Annotated in this window: 10 protein-coding genes and 1 pseudogene; 2 read left to right on the top strand and 9 right to left on the bottom strand. The window is 68.5% G+C overall.

Annotated features, from left to right (window positions below; all coding sequences use genetic code 11):
• Positions 1-61: 61 nt before the first annotated feature.
• The 5 genes from fxsT to ACFU6I_RS32400 all read right to left on the bottom strand — a co-directional run bounded on the left by fxsT (position 62) and on the right by ACFU6I_RS32400 (position 10,837).
• Positions 62-4,393, bottom strand: a complete 4,332-nt coding sequence (gene fxsT / locus ACFU6I_RS32420; RefSeq protein ID WP_384373098.1) for an FxSxx-COOH system tetratricopeptide repeat protein — start codon at positions 4,391-4,393, stop codon at positions 62-64.
• The gene (locus ACFU6I_RS32415) at positions 4,393-5,442 is read right to left on the bottom strand and encodes an AAA family ATPase (RefSeq protein WP_384373096.1); all 1,050 of its coding nucleotides are present in this window, start codon (positions 5,440-5,442) and stop codon (positions 4,393-4,395) included. The genes fxsT and ACFU6I_RS32415 overlap by 1 nt, the downstream gene beginning before the upstream one ends.
• Entirely contained in the window at positions 5,439-6,929 is a 1,491-nt protein-coding gene (locus ACFU6I_RS32410) for a hypothetical protein (RefSeq protein WP_384373094.1), read from the bottom strand. The genes ACFU6I_RS32415 and ACFU6I_RS32410 overlap by 4 nt, the downstream gene beginning before the upstream one ends.
• Positions 6,930-7,111: 182 nt before the next feature.
• Positions 7,112-8,119: a LacI family DNA-binding transcriptional regulator gene (locus ACFU6I_RS32405; protein WP_384373092.1), complete on the bottom strand. Its 1,008-nt coding sequence runs from the start codon at positions 8,117-8,119 to the stop codon at positions 7,112-7,114.
• 471 nt (positions 8,120-8,590) lie between these two features.
• Positions 8,591-10,837 carry a M4 family metallopeptidase gene (locus tag ACFU6I_RS32400; RefSeq protein WP_384373090.1) on the bottom strand — a complete coding sequence of 749 codons (2,247 nt, stop codon included), beginning with the start codon at positions 10,835-10,837 and terminating at the stop codon, positions 8,591-8,593.
• A 625-nt stretch (positions 10,838-11,462) separates the two neighbouring features.
• Between ACFU6I_RS32400 and ACFU6I_RS32395 the strand changes: the two genes are divergently transcribed.
• Together ACFU6I_RS32395 and ACFU6I_RS32390 are read left to right on the top strand one after the other, a co-directional pair.
• A complete protein-coding gene (locus ACFU6I_RS32395; RefSeq protein ID WP_384373088.1) occupies positions 11,463-12,569 on the top strand; it encodes a LuxR C-terminal-related transcriptional regulator in 1,107 nt (368 codons plus the stop codon).
• Between the two features lie 377 nt (positions 12,570-12,946).
• On the top strand, positions 12,947-15,628 hold the full coding sequence (locus tag ACFU6I_RS32390; protein ID WP_384373086.1) for a TIM-barrel domain-containing protein: 2,682 nt from the start codon (positions 12,947-12,949) through the stop codon (positions 15,626-15,628).
• Between the two features lie 241 nt (positions 15,629-15,869).
• Here the strand turns inward: ACFU6I_RS32390 and ACFU6I_RS32385 are convergent, their stop codons facing one another.
• The 4 genes and pseudogenes from ACFU6I_RS32385 to ACFU6I_RS32370 form a co-directional block, all read right to left on the bottom strand.
• Entirely contained in the window at positions 15,870-16,637 is a 768-nt protein-coding gene (locus tag ACFU6I_RS32385) for an amino acid ABC transporter ATP-binding protein (RefSeq protein WP_384373084.1), read from the bottom strand.
• A 7-nt stretch (positions 16,638-16,644) separates the two neighbouring features.
• Positions 16,645-17,433: an amino acid ABC transporter permease gene (locus ACFU6I_RS32380; protein ID WP_384373121.1), complete on the bottom strand. Its 789-nt coding sequence runs from the start codon at positions 17,431-17,433 to the stop codon at positions 16,645-16,647.
• A 50-nt stretch (positions 17,434-17,483) separates the two neighbouring features.
• Positions 17,484-18,314, bottom strand: coding sequence for an ABC transporter substrate-binding protein (locus tag ACFU6I_RS32375; RefSeq protein ID WP_384373082.1), 831 nt, complete (start codon positions 18,312-18,314; stop codon positions 17,484-17,486).
• 568 nt (positions 18,315-18,882) lie between these two features.
• Positions 18,883-19,308, bottom strand: a pseudogene (locus ACFU6I_RS32370) (hypothetical protein); the annotation flags it as partial.

Genomic DNA, 19,308 nt, shown 5'->3' with positions numbered 1-19,308 from the left:
CCACCACCTACCGGAGGCTGCGGACCGGGCCGAGAGCTTCTTCCTCCGTTGCTCCTGCACGTCAGAACGGCAGCGGTGCGATATCGCATTCGATGCGCTGGTGCAGCCTGGCCGATGTGTGCCAGGGGTGGCTTTCCCCGAGTACGCGTGAAAGCCCTTCGACTGCAGCTGAGTTGAGACGTTCGGCCTCTGCCGACTCACCCAGGCCTCGCTGGTCCAGTGCGAGATTGGCCGTGCAGACCAGGGTGAGCGGGTGGTCGGCTCCCGCGGCCTCGATGAGCCGCGGAAGGATGATCGCGTCGGCAGCTCTGGCCTTCGCGAAGTCCAGCCGGGCATAGTGATTGTTGGCCCGGCTCATGGACGCGGTGAGCGTACTGAGATGGTTTTCACCCAGATTGCTCTCCAACAGCTGCAACGCCTGGGAATCCAGGGCTTCGGCCTTGTCGATGTCTCCCTGGCCTCGAAGCGTGGCAGCCAGATTCACCCTGGCGAACTGGGTATTCGGGTGGCGGTCACCGAGCATCGACCGATACGCGGAAAGCGTCCGCTCACCCAGCTCCCGGGATCCCACAAGGTCGCCGTTCAGGCGTCGCTCGACCATGGCATGGGTCGCCGCGCCGAGGGCATCGATGTTGTTCAGACCGTAGCGTGTGGTGAACCGGTCCAGCGTCTGCTCTGCCAGAGCGGCGCCGCCCTCGGTCACACCCGCCCTCCGACGGCACACGGCAAGATTGAGAGCCGCACGAATGGTGGACGCGTTGGTCTCGCCGAAGTGGTTCACATAGGCCTGGTAGTTGGACTCCTGCAGTGCACGCGCCCCGAGGTAGTCGCCCGCCTCGCGGATGTCCATCACCAGTCCGCTCAGCGTGTTGAGGGTGAGTCCGCTCGCCGGTCCGTACAGAAGCTCACGCTGACGCGCCGTCTCTTCGTCGATTGCCTTCGCGGTGTCGAACCGGCCGCCCACCCGGAGCGACACACAGTAGTCGTTTGCCGCGCTCAGGGTGGCAGGGTCCTCGGGCCCGAACAGGTCACTCGCCCGGGTGAAGGCTTCCTCGTCCAGATCGCAGGCCGCCTGGATTTCACCCCTGTACCGCAGCGCACCCGCCATCTGCCACATGGAGTCGATGAGTTCCTCGTCCGGGATCTGTGCACCGCGCGAGATCGCCAGGGCGCGCTCGTTGTGCACGACCGCCTCGTCGGGGCGCCCGAGCAGTCGCAGATAGAAGCCGAGGAGCTTGGTGATCCTGATGACGTGCAGGTCCTCGTCCCCGGACTGGGCGCGCCACGCGGACCAGGCCAGTCGGGCCTGTGCCGCACCCGACTCGTGCGCACCCCAGTAGTAGAGAAAGAACACCATGTCGTAGACGAGGTCACGGACCCAGGCGTCGGAGCTCTCCACCGCTCCGGAGGCGATCACATGCGGCAGGATCGCCTGGTAGGCGGGCCACTGGTCCGGTGAGGCGGGGGCGCCGGGCTTGGCCGTCGTGAGCAGGAGGTGGGCCGCCCGCGTCATCCTGACCTGCTCCTCGGGATCCATCCTGGCCACGATGACGTTCTGCATCAGCCGGTGCATCTGCAGGGTGGCCGTCTTGTGGTCCAGTCTCACCAGGGACAGTTTGCTGAGGTCACGCGTGGCGCGGGCGAGCAGCAGCGGGTCGCGCAGGACGGGGTCCAGCTCGGGGGTGATCTCAATGTTGCGCCCGCCCCTGAACAGGTTGAGCGGGATGGGTTCCGGCGCCATGCACGCGCAGATCTCCAGGAGTTGACGTGCCGCCGGGTTGTCCTGCGAGAGACGTCCCAGCGAGATGTCCCAGACCGCTGCGACCGGCAGCGGGTAGTCGGGGGACGGGTCGAGCTCGAGGATCTCGGGCCGGCGCTCCTCCAGCAGGCCGAGGTACTCGTCCACGGGCATACCGGTCGCGGCATGCCAGGCACCTGCCTGCTCGACCGCGAGCGGCAGGTCGCCCAGCGCGTCGGCGAGCCGGTCCGCGTCACCGGTGCTCAGGCCGCGGGCACGGCGTTGCAGCAGGGCGATGCTCTCGTCCCGGTCGAAGACGTCGACGCTCAGCGGCGTGGCAACGCGTTCCCACTCGCGGTTGCGCGAGGTGACAATGATCTTGCCGGGGCCGCCGTTGGGGAAGTAGGACCGTACCGCCTCGATGTCTTCGGCGTTGTCGAAGACCAGCAGCCAGTTGTCGAACGGCTTGCCGGTGCGGAGCGCCTCGCGCACGGCGGGCACCGCGGCGTTGGCCTGCGGGCCCACCTCCAGGCCCAGGCTGCGGGCCAGATCGGCGAGAGCACCGAGGATCAGGTTCTCCTGCTCCGCCGGGATCCACCAGATGACGTTGAACTCGCCGCTGTGGCGGTAGACGTACTCCACGGCGATCTGCGACTTCCCGACACCGCCCATGCCGTGCAGCGCGTGCGGGAGGACGGCCGTGGTCTCGTCTTCCCGCAACTGCCGTTCGACTGCGGCCAGAAGACTTTCCCGACCGGTGAAGTTGGGGTTCTTCGGTGGCACATTGCCCATGATCTTCGGCTGGCCGGTGCGGACGAATCGTAGCTCCGGTGCTGTGACTTCCATGTTCTGGCCGGCCCTCCGGGCATCCTCGTCAACTGTTACGGGTGTCGTGGGCGACACAGATCCTCCTGGTGGAACGGCCGGATGCGACCGGAGAGCGGGGGCATTCTCATTCACATCAAATGCCTCTTTATCATCTCTGGTCGCCTCCGCTGCCGAGACCGCGCCGCCGTGCAGCAGCCGGCCGTTCAGACGCGCTGCCCGGCGCCGGTAGGGGGTACCTCCCAGTGCCCGCAGGACGGCCAGTTCGATGCGCAGCCACGCCGGACCGCCCTCGCGGTTCGGCAGCGCCGCCTGCGCCGGGTCCTGCAGGGCCGCCCGGAGCCGGATGCCCTGCGCCCGGCCGGCCCGCGACTCCGCCAGCAGGCCCACGGCTCGGGCGAGTTGGGTGCGGCTGCTCGTTGCCAGCAGCGCTTCGCGCACCCCGTCGGCGAAGTCGGGCCCGCCTTCGCCGTCCCGTTGCCAATCGATGAGGCCGCCCATCATGATCTCGGCCAGATGGTGGGGGCCGGACTCGGGAAAGGCCCGGTCGCGCAGCTCCTCGATGACGTCGAAGCGCATCGGCGCCACGGCCAGCAGCACGGCCAGCTGGCGTGCGAGCGGACTGGCCAACGCGACGAATCTCCGTACCGCGTCCGCCGCTGCGCGGGGGCCGTCGATCCTGGGGGTCCGCAGACCGGGTGCGGACACGCCCTTGGCCATGGCTCCGGCCAGGACCACCGGCAGCGCTCGTCGTGTGCCGCGTTCGCCGGTGACGAGATCGGCCCAGGCCCGGAACGAACCAGGGCGGAGGCTGAGGACGGGTACGGCGACGGATCCGTCACCCGCATCGGGCAGGGCGTGGGCATGCTCGGGTACGCCGTGCACGGGATGGCACAGGAAGTGCCGGTTGAGTGCACCGAATCCCGCTGCGTCCAGCCGGGCCCGGAAGGGGTAGACCGAGGACCGGTGGCGCAGATACGTAGGCAGCAGATGGACGAGCGCCGTGGGGCCGGCCGCCGAGAGCCTTCCCAGCAGTTCGTCGGCCCCGCGCTCCGCCCAGCTGGGCGCCAGCCCGTCGGTGACGACAAGGAAGAGCCGTGACCCGCGGCCGTCGAGCAGCTCCGCGGGGTCGGCCTGCCGGTTGCCCGGCCAGCGCAGGACCGGCGCCGCTCCGCCGGGCAGCGAGACATCGGCCGTACGGACGTCCCGGAACGCGCCGCTGCGCACCGCCTCATCGACCAGCTGGCTCACGGTGCTGCCCCATACGGGCATGGTGGGCGCGCTGTCCACGAGCAGCATCAGATCGAAGGCACGCTCCTGGACCGGTTCGAGGTAGGGGATCCACAATCCGTCGATCAGGCCGTTCTCGGCCGTGCGTGCCTCGTCGAGACGGTTCAGGTGGCGCGAAGGGACGCGTCGGCCGAGCCCGCGCAGGGCCTTGGCCAGGCGCAGCGGCACCACGCGCCGTGCGGGACGCACCGCCCTCGGGAGCACGGCCTCCGGCAGGCTGCCCCGGGCCTCCTCGATCGTGCGCAACACGAGATCGCGGGCGTCCATGCCGGTCGTGCCCCCGGCGGGCACAACTTCCGGCGCCCCCTGTTCCGAAGGAGGAGCCGCGACATCGGGGAGGGTCAGCTCGTCGTCGGACAAGAGCGCCGGGGTGCTGTCCGTCTCTCCGTGGGAGGACCGGCCCGCCCGACGCCATGCCGCCGCCAGCCAGAGACCGTCGCCGAGGTCCCGCCAGCTCGCGTCGCCGTCCGTGTCAGGGGTGACGGTGCCACTCGACGTGGCCGTCGAGTCCGGGGCGCGTTCCCGTGGCGAGCCGTTCATCAGCGGCCTTTCGAGAGGTCGCGGAGAAGCATCTCAATGAGTTTACGCCCGTCGCTGTCGGCCCGGAGTCCGTGAGCCGTGGTGAGTTGCACGGCGTTGAGCAGTTGATCGACCGACTGCGTGCCGCCGCCGTCCAGGCGCCTGACGAAGTCGTCCACGAGTGCCTCGATCCCTTCGGGCCGTTGATGCAGATGGCTGACGACGATGGAGACGAGCTGCTCGCGGCTGGGCGGGCGCATCTCCAGGGGCAGACAGCGTCGACGGAAGGCGGCCGGGAATTCGCGTTCACCGTTGCTCGTGATCACGACGACGGGGAACTCCGCGCACTCGACCCGGCCGGACTCGATGACGGCCCGGCTGTGGGGGTCGTCGGTGAAGACGGATACGTCCGCCGCACCGGCCCGCACCAGTTCCGGGATCTCATAACTGCCGTTCTCCAGCACATGGAGCAGGTCGTTGGGCAGGTCGATATCGCTCTTGTCGAGCTCGTCGACGAGCAGGACGCGGGGACGTGCGTACGCGAGGAGAGCTGTTCCCAGCGGGCCGAGGGTCAGGAAGTCCCCGAGAGCGGGGGCACTGCCCGGGGTGTCCGCCCCTGCGTTCCCTCCAGCACGCCAGGCCGCGATGGCCTGCGCCCGCCCGATGGCGTCGTACTCGTACAGACCGCCGCGCAGAGTCGTGCGGCTCACGATGCTCCAGGGCAGCACCCGGCCGAGCCCCAGTTCCCGCGCGACCAGATAGGCGAGGGTCGACTTGCCGACCCCGGGCGGCCCGGTGATCAGCAACGGGCGGCGCAGCAGGAGCGCGGCGTTGACCGCGTCGATCTCCTCGCCACGTAATTGGGGGCCCTCCTGCACGATGCCGAGGCGGCGCAGCGCGGACTGTGCGTCGTCGGGCGGAGCCTGCTGCAGAGGACTTCCGGAGAACACTCTCCAGGGCGGCGGCGACGGAAGCCCCGGCAGCTCCCCTGCGGGGGCCTGTCCCGTTGCGTGGAACACCCTCCAGGAGGGGGGCGTGACAGGCCGCGATGCCGAGTCCTGCTCGGTCATGCCGTCAACTCCTCACAGTCGACCAGGCGGTTGGGGTCGTCCCAGAAAAACGCAAGATGTCTTCCCACGAACAAGGAGCCGCGACCCATTCCCTCGGCTTCTTTACGTAACTGGCTTACTTTCGCTGGCAGTTGCGAAGGAGTGTGGGCGAGCAGCAAGGTCAGCACCTCGCCCGCCAGGTCGGGGCTGTCCAGTCTGCGGTCCCAGGCTGCAAGGCCCACTCCCTCGGTGATTGCGGCGATGAGTGCTTCCAGACCGCGGCCGGGCAGTGGGGGAACATCGAGTATGACCGCGGTCAGACGTGGCTCCGATGCCAGCGTGGCACGCCAGCGGTCGAGTTGCCCGCTCTCCTCGCCGTGCCAGCGGTACGCCTCGGCTACACCGGTCTTTTTGAGCCGACGCCAACGGGCCCGCCACCGCCTCAACTGCCCGGGGTCCCGGGTTCTCATGCGTTCGAGGCTCCGCAGGTGAATATGGTAGCGAAGACCGATCGGCAGCGGGTCACGAGTCCGCGTACCCAGTTCGAGCCGGGCCATGTCGTGATTGAGGAACTGGAACGGTAGTACGAACTCGACCTGCACAGGCGCGTCGTTCTCGGTCTCCGCCACATCCTCCCAGCGGGCCTCGCCGCGGCTGATGGCACGCTCTACCGCTGTCGCCAGGGTGTCGGTGGTCGCACGTTCCACATCTCCGGCGACCGGCTCCCAGTAGCCCGGCGCCGCATTGACCCAATGCCGTACGTAGATATCGGCCGAACCGTCATCGGCGGGCTCCACCATCACGACGAGACAACGTGGCACTTCCGGGTCGACCCTCGGCAGAGCCGCGATCGCGCGCCTGCGGTCGTCCAGACCCCTCACGGCCTCCGGGCCGGCCTCCCGGGCCCACCGGTCCGACCACTCCCTGAGCTTCTCGCGGAGTGCCGGTTGCTGCTCGACCGCGAGGATCTCGACGAGGACGAGGGCCGGGGGTAATCCGTCGGCCTGGGTGTTGACCTCGCACAGATAGTCGAAGCGCTGGGAGGGGGACTGGCCGTGGGGAACGTCGACACCCAGCTCGTGGTTGAGGACCGCGTGCAGACGGCCGTCGTCGCCGCCCCGCACCTCGGCAAGCAGCCGCCGGATCTCCTGCGCCGCGGCGTCGTCGAATTCCGGTGGCAGTTCCGGCACGGGCTCACCCGACCATCCGCTTCCCGTCAGCCGGGCCAACCGGGCCGAGTCCTCGGGACCGGCGACGACGCTCACGCCGAAGATGAGCGCGTCGAGACCTCCATCGCGCTTCAGCACGTCCATGACGAGAGAGAGCATGTCGACCCGCGGATTCTTCCGCAGGTAGGTGACCTCCACGCCGAGCTGCATCCCGACGAATGACACGAATTGAACGCACTGATCAGGATCGCGCACGCAGTCCAGCGCACATAATTCGTTGACCAGCGCCCCGATCAGATAAGCATCGGCCTCGCCCGGCCTCTGCGGCACGTACGCCACCACCGACCATCCCCCGCCGAGCCGGTACTCCCTCCACAACTGATCGCGAAGTTATCACGTCGCATCTCCAGCAACCAGATTCATTTCCGGGCCCGTTGACCTCCTTCTTCGCTACAGCCCCGCTGCGTACCGCGCAACACCGGCGAACCGGCCACCCGAACGGGTCGAACACACCGCACCGATCAATCCGGAGCCGGCCCGGTGCTCGCCCGCACTGTCAACTCCGGTGTCAGCAGCTCGACTTCGTCCGTCCCGCGCCCGCCGAGCTTCGCCACGACGTGCTCGACGGCGCGCCGCCCCATCTCCTGCGCCGGTATGGCGACCGAGGTGAGACGCACCGAGGCCTGAGAGGCCACCTGCTCCGGGCAGATCGCGACCACCGACACGTCCTCGGGCACCGCCCTTCCCTGCTGCCGCAACAGATTGAGCAGCGGCTCGACGGCCGCCTCGTTCTGCACGATGAACCCGCTGGTTCCGGGCCGTTCGTCGAAGATCCGGGCCAGGGTCTGGGCCATCGCCGCGTACCCGCCCTCGCAGGACCGGTGCAGCACCCGCACCCCTGCCTCCTGCGCCTTCGCCCGCACGCCGTCCACCGTCCGCTCGGCGAAGCCGGTGTGCCGCTCGTACACCGCCGCCGCCTCGCCGATCACGGCGATCTCGCGGTGTCCGAGCCCGGCGAGGTGCTCCACACAGAGTGCTCCGGTCGCCTCGAAGTCGAGGTCCACACAGGTCAGTCCGTCGGTGTCGGCGGGCAGGCCGATCAGCACGGCGGCCCGGTCGGTCTCGCGGAGCAGCGGCAGCCGCTCGTCGTGGAGTTCCACATCCATCAGGATCATGGCGTCGGCGAGCGAGCTGCCCGCGATCCGGCGCACCGCCGTCGGACCTTCCTCCCCGGTGAGGAGCAGGACGTCATATCCATGGGTGCGGGCGGTGGTGGCGACGGCGATGGCGATCTCCATCATCACGGGCACATACATGTCGGTGCGCAGCGGCACCATGAGCGCGATGATGTTGGACCGGCTGCTCGCGAGGGCGCGGGCCCCGGCGTTGGGGTGGTACCCGAGCTGCTGAATACTCCGCTCCACCCGCTCCCGGGTGGACATGGAGATGGACCGCTTCCCACTGAGGACATAGCTCACCGTGCTCGCGGACACTCCGGCGTGCTGGGCGACCTCGGCAAGGGTGACCATTCAGCTCTCCATCACAGGACGACAGTGGATCGAGGGGCACGGACAAGGGATCGGCAGCAGATCAGAAGTAAGGAGCGAAGCGCTTCGACTGCGCCCCTTCCCTGCTGTGACATGCACAGCAGTGCGAGAGTAACTCCGCTCGCAGAGCGTGTCCAGAGGACGTGTCGAAGCGCTTCGACACGGCAATACCGGACGGGCGCCGGGGCGGGGCGGCCCACCCCCACGATAGGCCGCCCGCGCCCGCGAGCACACGGGTCGGCGCAGCGCGGACACCCCTTTCAGGAGGCCGACGGCGTCCAGCCGCCCAGCCAGTCGGACGGCCCAGTGGTCCCCGGCCCCGTCGCCCCGGAACGCGCTCGGGAAGCCCATCACCGCAGCCTCGCCGACCGGTCGCCGGCAGGGAGAAATACGTACCGCCGCGCCCGGTGGACCGGGCGCGGCGGGTGTGGGCGGTGCGGTGGAGAAGAACGGTCAGAAGGTGAGGCTCCAGCTGTCGAGGTAGCCGGGGTCGACGGTGAAGATGCCGGGGGTGTCGTCCTGGACCCGGAGCTTCCAGGTGCCGTTGGCGGGGACCGCCGACGCGTCGACCGTGTAGGTGGTGTGCAGCTCGCCCTCGCCGGTGTCCCAGTACCAGTTCTTGACCGGGATCTCCGTGCCGTTCTCGCTGACCAGGCTGATCACCTGACCGCCGACCCACGGGTGGTGGAGGTCGATGGTGACCTTGAGGTCACTGGGGGCGTTGCCCTTGCGGCCGCTGACGATGAGTGGTGACTCGATGGACTTCCAGTTGGGGATGTCGAACCGGGCGGGGTTGACGAAGAAGTCACCGCCGGAGGCCAGGACGGTCCACACGAATCGCACCGTGCGCTTGACCGTCGGAGAGTTCTTGACGGTGACGGCCGCCGCGAAGTCACCGGCCTTCCTCGGAGTGCCGGTGATCAGGCCCGTTTCGGCGTTGATGGAAAGGCCCTGGGGCAGCCCTTCCGCGGAGTACGTGAGGCGGCCCGGCCGGGAGCTCGTCGCCTCGATCCGACGGCTGGTCGGTTGACCGACGGCCGACTTCCGCGTGGAGGGGGCGATCACGGCGATGTGGTTCACATAGCGGGCGCCGACATTGACGGCCGCCCAGGCGTTGCCGACGGCCTCGTAGGCGTCGCTGGTCTGGCCGAACAGGTCGGCGGCGGCCTGGAGGGTGGCGGTGCGGGCGCCCGCGTAGTCGGTGCTGCTGGTCATGTAGAGAGTCAGCGCCCGGTACCAGACGGCGGTCGCGTCGCGCCGGCCGAGACCGACGACCGGCAGGCCGTCGTACGTGGGGCTGTCGTAGGCGATGCCATTGACGGTCTTCTTCCCGCTGCCCTCGGAGAGCAGGTAGAAGAAGTGGTTGGCCACGCCGGAGCTGAAGTGCGGGTCGAGCTTCCTCGTTTCGGGGGTCCAGTAGTCCTGCGAGGTGCCCTTGGCGGAGGCGTCCTTGGAGGGCTGGTCCATGTAGCGCAGCGGCTTGCCCGTGCCGCGGACGTCGGCAAGCTCGCCGATCATGTAGTCGGGCACGTCGGTGGAGTTGTTGACGAAGAACTCCACGGAGGTGCCCATGATGTCGCTGGTGGCCTCGTTCAGGCCGCCGGACTCACCGGAGTAGGTCAGGTTCGCGGTGGCGTAGGTGACGCCGTGAGTCATCTCGTGGGCGGCGATGTCGAGTTCGGTCAGCGGCTTGGCGTTGTTCAGGCCGTCGCCGTAGGTCATGCAGAAACACCGGTCGTCCCAGAAGGCGTTGGCGTATCCGTCGCCGTAGTGGACCCGGGAGTAGGCCCCGACACCGTTGTCGGCGATGCCGTTGCGGCCGAACCGGTCGTGGTAGAAGTCCCAGGTCTGCCGCTGTCCGTAGGCGGCGTCCACAGCCGCGGTCTGCCGGCTGGCCGTCGTTCCGTCGCCCCAGATGTCGTCTTCGTCGGTGACGAGGACGCCGTTGCCGCCGACGCCGGTGAGGTCGTACGTCTTGTGGCCGCCGCGCTCGGGGTCGGTCAGCTCGTAGAGGCTGCCGTTGTGCACGGTGCCGATCTCCACCTGGCCGCTGTACTGGCTCTGACCGGTGCCGGTGCGGATCTGCTCGACGCTCTGGAGCTGCTTGCCGGTCGTCGCGTCGGTCACCACGCTCAGGCTGCTCGGGGTGCCGTCCTCCTGGACGCCGCCGACGACGGACTGCCAGGCGAGCGTGGGCCTTCCGTTCCCGAGCCAGACGACAAGCTTCGGTGAGCCGTCCGCGGTCGCGTCCCGGGTCTTCTCGGTCTTCGCTGCGGCCAGGGCGGACTTCCCCGCCGTCGCGGCCGTGACGGCGGCCTCGGTCGTCGGCACCGACACCTCCGCGTCCGACGCCTCGGTGACGGTGCGGGCCGCGCCCCGCTCGTGGACCACCAGGTCGCCGCCGATGACGGGCAGGCCCGCGTAGGTGCGCTCGTAGCGGGTGTGCACGGTGCCGTCGGCGTCCTTGACGACGTCCTTGGGTATCAGCTCCTCCCGATCGCCCAGCTTCAGTGAACGGGCGGTGGTGGCACGCGCGTCGGTCGCAGCCTCGAGCAGCTTCCTGCGCTGCGCGGGGGAGAGCGCGACGGACCTGGCACCGGGTCGGGGCTCCGCCGCTATCTGCCGTGATGGTTGATCCGTGCCGACCGGGGCAGCGACGGTGGCCGAGGCGGGGAGGGCCGAGACGATGAGCGCGGCCACGGCGACGGCCGCAGTTGTCGCGACGCGCCCATATGTGAAGATTCCACGATGCGAGAGAGGCTCATGAGGCGATATGCCACTGTTGTCACGGGAGTTGTTCGGCACTGCTGTAACTCCTTCTGTCCGGACGCGTGGTGACGCCGGTGGGGGTGGGGAACAGGAGGCTCGGTGCGCCTCCGGCGTGAAGATGTGCGGCGGCGTGCTACCGCTTGGCCATGCGACGAAGACATGACCCTTGTGGCGTTGCGGCGCCGACTCGCGTGTTCCGATGAAGGCTCGGACGATCGAAGTGAGGTCCACCTTCCGCGCAGCGGTGCGAAGTTGGGTTGCGGCATGAACATCTCCCACATGCCTGCATGTCTCGACTGGGCACCGAATGTCCGAACAGGTTTCGACGCACCGTCGCGACGGTGGCTTGTGATCACCCTGTCCGGCGCGCAATCCGCCGGGCAAGGAGGTCCGGAGTGCGGGTCCGCGCAACTGCGCAGATGTGAACAGGAACAGACAGGAACGGAACGGCTCCGCACCGGCCGTACAGTGATGTAACGCGCACGTAATCCCTCCGGCCGACTCCGCCGCGTACGATCGGCCTCGCCAGCACGCCGAAAGAGAGACAGCTGTGGCGGTGTCGTCGGATTTGCCGTGGGCCGGGACCGGTCTGGGCCCCCTGGCCGGCCGGGTACTCGAATGCCTGGTCACGCACCCGGAGCTGAGCAGCGAGGCGGTTGCCGAAGCGCTCGGGGTCACTCCGACAGCCGCCGAACGCGCCCTGCAGGCACTGGAGAACGAGCACCTGGTCATCCGCGTCGGTGACCGGCCCACGCGCTGGAGCGCGGGCCCGCCCCGCTCCACTCTCGGTTCGCTGCTGGCCCAGAAGCGGCAGGAGCTTGCGCGGGCGGAGCTGTACATGGAGCGGTTGCACGAGGCATACCGCTCGGCGTCGCACCGTCGGGTCACCTCCGACCTGTTCGAGGTCGTGGAGAGCGTCGAGCAGGTCGGGGTACGTTACGCGCAGCTGCTCGCGTCCAGTCGGCACGAGGTGCTCCACCTCGCCAAACCTCCGTACGTCACCCGGTCCGCGGTGCTCGACCGCACCTCGGTGCCGACTGACCTCGCAGCTGTTTCGGACGCGCCGCCCCCGGAGGTACCGGTGCCCGACGGAGTGCGGCTCCGGTCGGTGTACGACGCCGACGGGATGACCGACACCGTTTCGCTGCGCACCGCCCTGAGCGGAACAGCCCGGGGCGGGGAACTGCGGCTGCTGGCCGGGCTCCCGATGAAGCTGGTGGTGTTCGACGTGACGGCCGGCATCATGCCGCTGCGGCAGGAGGACCCGTCCGCGGGTTCGCTCATCGTGCACTCGGCCACGCTTCTCGAAGTGCTCACCGCGCTCTTCGAAAGCGTCTGGGAACGGGCGACCCCGGTGTCGCTGGACAGCGGCCCCGGTCGGCCACCGATCACTGCGGCGGAACCGGACGGCCGGCCTACGGGGCGGATGCGGGACATCCTCTCCCTGATGTGCGCGGGTCTGACGGACGACGCGATCGCCCGGGTCCTGGGGCTGAGCCGACGGACGATCCAGAAGCACATCAGTGAGACCGCCGAACTCCTCGGCGCGCGAACCCGCTTCCAGATCGCGCTGCTGGCACGCGAACGAGGCTGGATCGGGGACGCCTCAGGCGTGGCGGAGGCCCCCGCCGAACGAACGGCCGGGCCTGGTGCCGGAACATGAGAGTTCACCGACGAGGGCCTTGACCAGGGCGAAGCCCGTCGTTGCCATGACCCGCGTGCGCGACGTCCCGTGCTTCGGCAGCATCCGCGCGAAGCCGCAGAGCGAACCGGTGGCCCTGCCCGCGGACCGCCGGGCAATCCGCCGCACAGGACGCGCGGCTACAAGCCGTACGTGACGCCCCCACGAGGCGGCCGCGAACCGGGCGTATCGGTGGCGCAACTCCCTTGGCAGGCCGCTCTTTCGGCGAAGCCGACATCCCGCCGGACCGTTGACATGCACCCGCCTGAGGGTGAATCCTCGCGCGAGAAGTTGCGCGAACTCACGCATGTTCAAGCATTTGCAAACATCCAGTGCTTGGTTCGAAAGGGATGCATCCCGTGCGAAGACTTCAACACCGGTCCCGCTGGACCGCCCTGGCCACGACGGGTCTGGTCGCCGCCCTGGCCGCCGCCCTGCTCGGCGCCCCGGCCGAGTCCGCCCACGCGGCGACCCCCGCGAGCGCCGTGCTCGACGAGGCCCACAAGAGCGTCACCTGGCAGAGCCCCGTCTACCCCAAGGGGACCGTCGGCGGCCCCAAGGAGTGTCCGTCCGCGGCCGACGACCCGGACAACAAGGTCTGCGACCGCTTCGACCTCACCGTGTCGACGCCCGAGGGCTACTGGGACGACAACCCGGAGGGCGGGGTGCCGATCTCCATCGAGTGGCAGAAGCCCGCCGAGGACTTCGACATGTACATCTACGACTCCGCCGGCAAGCAGGTCGCCTCCAGCGCGGGCACGGCCGACCCCGAGGCCACGGTGATCCCCCGGGCCGACGGGACGTACCACGTGATCGTCGTGCCGTACGACGTCACCGACAACTCCTTCACCGGCAAGGCGTACCTGCCCGAGACGACCGACTCGGGAAACCTGACCTCCTTCGGCGGGAGCAATGGCAGCTACTCCATCGAGGCGGGAGAGCTCAAGGCGAAGGCCGACTTCCTGACCGATGGTCAACTGCGTCTCCAGGCCACGCCCACCGGGGAGTTCACCGATCCCGCCGGCACGGAGATCATCCGCAGGCAACCCGCCCTGCAGAAGCACACCAGCACGTTCGACAAGGGCGACTACTACGGAATCCGCTCCCCCGACGCCGTACTTCGCGTCTACAAGAAGCCGCTGCGCTTCGGTCTCTACAAGGCCGACAACCGGACCCGGATCTGGCAGGAGGACAAGCCCCTGCGCTGGTCCACCGGAGGAATGCGGCAGAGTCTGGAGCGCGGCGCGGACGAGCAGTTCTTCGGCGGCGGCGAGCAGAACGGCAGCTTCTCGCACCGCGACAAGACGGTGTACGTCGCCAACAACACCAACTGGAACGAGGGCGGTTACAACAACTCCCAGCCCTTCTACCTCTCCAGTGCCGGCTACGGCGTCTACCGCAACACCTTCGCACCCGGCGTCTACCACTTCGGCTCCCCGGTCCAGACGGGCCAGCAGGAACGTCGCCTCGACGCGTACTACTTCACCGGGGACGCGAAGGAGGTGATCGGCAAGTACACCGCCCTGGTCGGCAAGCCGTTCATGCCGCCGGTGTACGGCCTCGAACCCGGTGACGCCGACTGCTACCTGCACAACGCCAACCAGGGCGAGCGCCACACCCTGGACGCTCTGAAGGTCGCCGACGGCTACACGCAGAACCAGATGCCGCTGGGCTGGATGCTCGTCAACGACGGCTACGGCTGCGGTTACGAGAACCTCCCGGAGACCGCCAAGGGCCTCCAGGACCACAACGCCCAGCTGGGCCTGTGGACCCAGAACGGCCTGGACAAGCTCGCCGACCAGGTGAAGGCGGGCCAGCGGGTCGCGAAGCTCGACGTCGCCTGGGTCGGCCAGGGGTACGGCATGGCGCTGGACGCCTGCGACAAGGCCAAGTCCGGGATCGAGGAGAACAGCGACGCCCGCGGCTTCGTCTGGCTGCCCGTCTCCTGGGCGGGCGCGCAGCGCTGCGGCGTGCTGTGGAGCGGCGACCAGTCCCTGTCCTGGGACTTCGTCCGCTGGCAGATCCCGACGTACGCCGGGGCCACCATGTCCGGCATCGCCTACAACACCGGTGATGTCGGCAGCATCTACCGCCACGACGCCAAGATGTACGCCCGCGACCTCCAGGCCAAGTCGTTCCTCCCGGCCCTGATGACGATGGACGGCTGGGCGACGGACCTGACGACCAAGAAGAAGATCAACCAGCAGCCGTGGGTGGACGGCGAACCGTACACCTCCATCAACCGCAAGTACCTCCAACTGCGGGAGCGCCTGCTGCCGTACCTCTACACCCTGTCCGCCGAGGCCGCGAAGACCGGCGTGGGCTCGGTCCGCCCGCTGTGGCTGGAGTATCCGGACGACCCCGAGACCCTGGGCGCGAACGCCAAGTACGAGTACCTGGCGGGCTCCGACTTCCTGGTCGCTCCGGTCTACGAGGACTCCGACACCCGTAACGGCATCTACCTGCCCAAGGGCACCTGGACCGACTACTGGACGGGCCGGACCTACCAGGGCCCGACCACGGTCAACGGCTACCACGCCCCGATCGACACCCTGCCCCTGTTCGTCAAGGGCGGCTCCATCGTGCCGATGTGGCCGAAGGGCACGACGTCCTGGCAGACCCGGGACCGGAGCGAGCTGGACTACGACCTGTACCCGCAGGGCACCAGCACGTACACGCTGTACGAGGACGACGGCGTGACCCGCAAGTTCGCCGAGGGCGCCTCGGCGACGCAACGCGTACGCGTGCAGGCGCCCACCGACGGAGAGGCGAGCACCCTCATCAAGGTCGGTGCGAGCGTGGGAAGTTACCAGGGGAAGCCGGCCACCCGGGCGTACCGGTTCACCGTGCACGGCAAGGACGCACCGTCGCAGGTGGTCATGGACGACGGCCGCCTCCAGCACCTGAAATCCGCGACGGCGTTCGCCTCGGCCGAGTCCGGCTGGTACACGGACCCCGCAACCGGGATCACTGAGATCAAGACGCCGTCCGTCTCCACGGGCCACGGCTTCACGGTCGAGCTGGTAAGCAGCGAGCAGTAATCACCAGACAGTGTCAGGGGCCGTCTCCGGACGGCCCCTGACACATGTCCGGCAGGGATCCTGACGTGTCCTGGAGCCGGGACCTGCGTACGGGCAGGCTCACTGTCCGGAGCGAGGCAACCCGCGATCACTGCCGCTCGCCGTTGTCCGGCGCGGCTGCAGTCCCACCTTCCGCGGCTCGCCCCCCTGTCCGTGACGAGACGGTGAGCCGCGGCTCCAGCGGCGGACCCGTACCGATATGTCAGGCCTCGGGCTGCACGGCGTCCGGATGCAGGACCCGGGCGAGGAAGGCCTTGGTCCGGGGGTGATCCGGCCGGGCCAGTACATCCTCCGGGGCGCCCTCCTCCACCACTCGGCCGCCGTCCATGAAGACCACGCGGTCGGCGACGTCGCGGGCGAAGCCCATCTCGTGGGTGACGACCATCATCGTCATGCCTTCGTCGGCCAGGGTGCGCATGACCCCCAGCACGTCGCCGACCAGTTCGGGGTCGAGCGCACTGGTCGGCTCGTCGAAGAGCATCAGCCCCGGCCCCATCGACAGGGCCCGCGCGATGGCCACACGCTGCTGCTGGCCACCGGAGAGCTGGGAGGGGAAGCTGTCCTCGCGGTCGGCCAGGCCGACTTTGGCGAGGTTCTCCCGGGCGACGCGGCCGGCTTCCTCCCTGCCGCGTCCGAGAACCCGACGCTGAGCAATCGTCAGGTTGTCCAGGACGTTCAGATGAGGAAAGAGGTTGAACTGCTGGAAGACCATGCCGATGCGTCGGCGCATCGCGTCCAGATCGATGTCCGGATCGGTCATGTCGACACCGCCGACGGTGACCGTGCCGCTGGTCGGCTCCTCCAGCAGATTCACACAGCGCAGCAGGGTCGACTTCCCCGACCCCGAGGGGCCCACGACGCATACGACCTCGCCGGGCGCGACCGTGAAGTCGATGCCCCGCAGCACTTCGACGTTGCCGAACGACTTGTGCAGCCCCTGGATCTCGATCGCCGCAGTCATGTCCGCCATCCGGTGATCACCTCGCCTGTGCATGACGGGCCTCGAGGCGCCGTACGAGATAGCCGAGCGGGACAGTGACCAGGAGGTAGCACAGGCCCGCAACGAAAATGGGGGTGGTGTTGGCCGTCGTACTGGCCAAGTCACGCCCGAACTTGGTGAGTTCACGCTGCTGAAGGGTGACACCCAGGAAGAGCACCAGCGAGGAGTCCTTGAAGAGCAGGACCATTTCGTTGGTGAGCGGCGGCACGATGATCCGGAAGGCCTGAGGGATCACGATCGACCGCATCGCGGTGGCGTGCGACATGCCCAGCGTGCGCGCCGCCTCCAGCTGGCCGCGCGGTACGGCCTGGATCCCCGCCCGGATGGTCTCCGCCATGTACGCGGCGGAGACCAGGCCGAGGGCGCAGGCGACCTGCCCGTACGTTTCTCCGGGGAAGACGATCCCCGGGAAGGCCAGCGGGACGCCCACCCCGACGAAGATGAAGATCAGCAGGGCGGGCAGACCGCGGAAGAACTCGATGTATGCCATCGCGAGCCAGCGGTACGGCGCAACGGACGACAGCCGCATCAGGGCCACCACGAGGCCCAGTACGAGTCCGACGCCGAAGCCGGTCAGCGTGTACACCACGGTGTTCAGCAACGCGACCGTGATGAGTTCGGGGAAGAGCCGCCGGGCGACCGACAGGTCCAGAAACTGCTCCTGGAGCTGCTGCCAGTCGGCGAGCGCGCCCACGACCACCACGGCGACCACGAAGACGGCGTACTGCACCCCGTGGGAGATACGGCGACGGCGGCGTGGCGACATCCGGGGCCGCGCAGCCGTCTCCTCCTGGTCCTTACCGTTGATCAGGGTGGTCACTGGGCGTCGGCACCCTTCGGCATGGGCCCGATCCACTGCTCGTACAGCTTCTTGTACGTGCCGTCGGACTTCGAGTCCTTGATGGCCTGGTCGATCGCCGCGAGAAGCTTGGGGTTGCCACCCTTGCGGACCGCGAAGCCGTACTGCTCACCGGTGTCGAGATTGCCCACGATCTCGAACTTGGCAGAGTTGGCGGGGTCCTTGAGCCAGTTCTGCACGACCGGATAGTCCTGCACGATGAGATCGACCTGGCCGGTACGCAGTCCGTTGAGCTCGGCATCGGAGCTCTCGAAGGACTGAGGGTCGGCGCCATGCGCACGGGCGAAGTCCTCGCCGGTGGTGGAGGACTGGGAACCGAGCTTGAGCTTCTGCTCGGTGATGTCCTCGACAGTCGCCGCCTTGACGCCCTTGCGCGCCAACAGGGCCTGGGTGGCATCGAAATACGGGACGGAGAAGTCCAGATTCTGCTTGCGCTCGTCGGTGATCGTCATGCCGGCGGCGGCCACGTCACAGACACTGGCATTGAGGTCGGCACCGGTCTTGATCGTCTCGAACGACTTGTCCACGACGACCTGCTTGACACCCAGGTCCTCGGCGACCAGATCAATCATCGAGACATCGAAACCGACCACCTTTCCGTCCTTCTCGGACTGGAAGGGTGCGTACGGCAGGTGCGTACAGGTGGTTATCTGGCCGGACTTGATCAGCTTTGCACCATTGACGGTCGCGCCATCACTGCTGCTACTACAGGCACTGAGCGGGAGTGCAAGCGCGACGGCCGCGCAGATCACGGCGATCCGGCGGGAGGGCAGGCGGGACGAGCTCATGAGAGATCCCCTTGCTCACGAAGGACGGACTCGCGGACAGACTCGCGGATCGACGCCGAACCGCGATCAAGGTTCGCACAGAATGTCGGAGCCCTGACCGAAAGTCCACCCTGCAGGGGTGGTAAGGGACTTCATCCCTCTGCACTCAGGGCGGCTCGCCCCCGGTACCCGACTGGGTCTTCAGCCCCTGGGTTTCCGCGGCGGCAGATCAAGGGGCCAGGTACGTTGCCCGTGCTCGCGAGGAAGGACCCTCAACCACGTTTCCCGCCGCACCGCGTGGCGAATGATCTGCCGCGGGGAGGCATGCACGACACGAACCGACGGCCGGGGGTCCGTATGCATGCGTGGGACCCGTCGCCGATGATGCGCGGCAGGTCCCACGGGGTTGCGCACGAATCAGACCCACCGGTCGGCAGCCGATCCGGCGAACCCGGCCCAGGCGTGGGGGAAACGGCCAGGACCGGTCCACCCGGATGACGCCCGCATCTTCGAACGGGGCCGTAGGGTCGATCAGTCCTTCCGTCAACGCATCGCGCACGCCTACTACAGAAACGCGCGGTTCCCGTGGTCAGCCGTCGACGTGCACGGTCATGCGGAAGAGCCTGGGCCCCGGCCGTCCTTCGGCCCGGATGTCGGCGTCGCCCGGGTGGACCGCGCGCACCTCCCAAGCACGGAAGCCGGGATCGGATTCGTAGTCGACCCGTACGAGCACAATGCTGTCGCCGTCGACCGAGGGAGCCTCCCAGCGCCATCGGCCGGAGAGCCGCAGCTGCACCGTTCCACCCCTGTCGAGGGTCACGGTGCGCCCGCTGTCGCCCTCGGTGAGGATGCTCGTCGAGGCCGACGGACCGGGCTCGCTCGGCCGAGGGGACACGGGGGATGCCGGGGCACTGGATCCCGCGCTCGGCCCCGTCGTTCGTCCACCACCGGGAGCCGGCTCCGGCGAGCCCGTACAGGCGGCCGTCGTCACCCCGAGGATCAGGGTGACGACGGC

This window comes from Streptomyces sp. NPDC057486, assembly GCF_042802415.1.
Lineage (GTDB): Bacteria > Actinomycetota > Actinomycetes > Streptomycetales > Streptomycetaceae > Streptomyces > Streptomyces yanii.
Note: the sequence above shows the minus strand (reverse complement) of the source record. Positions and strands in the feature narration are given on the sequence as shown.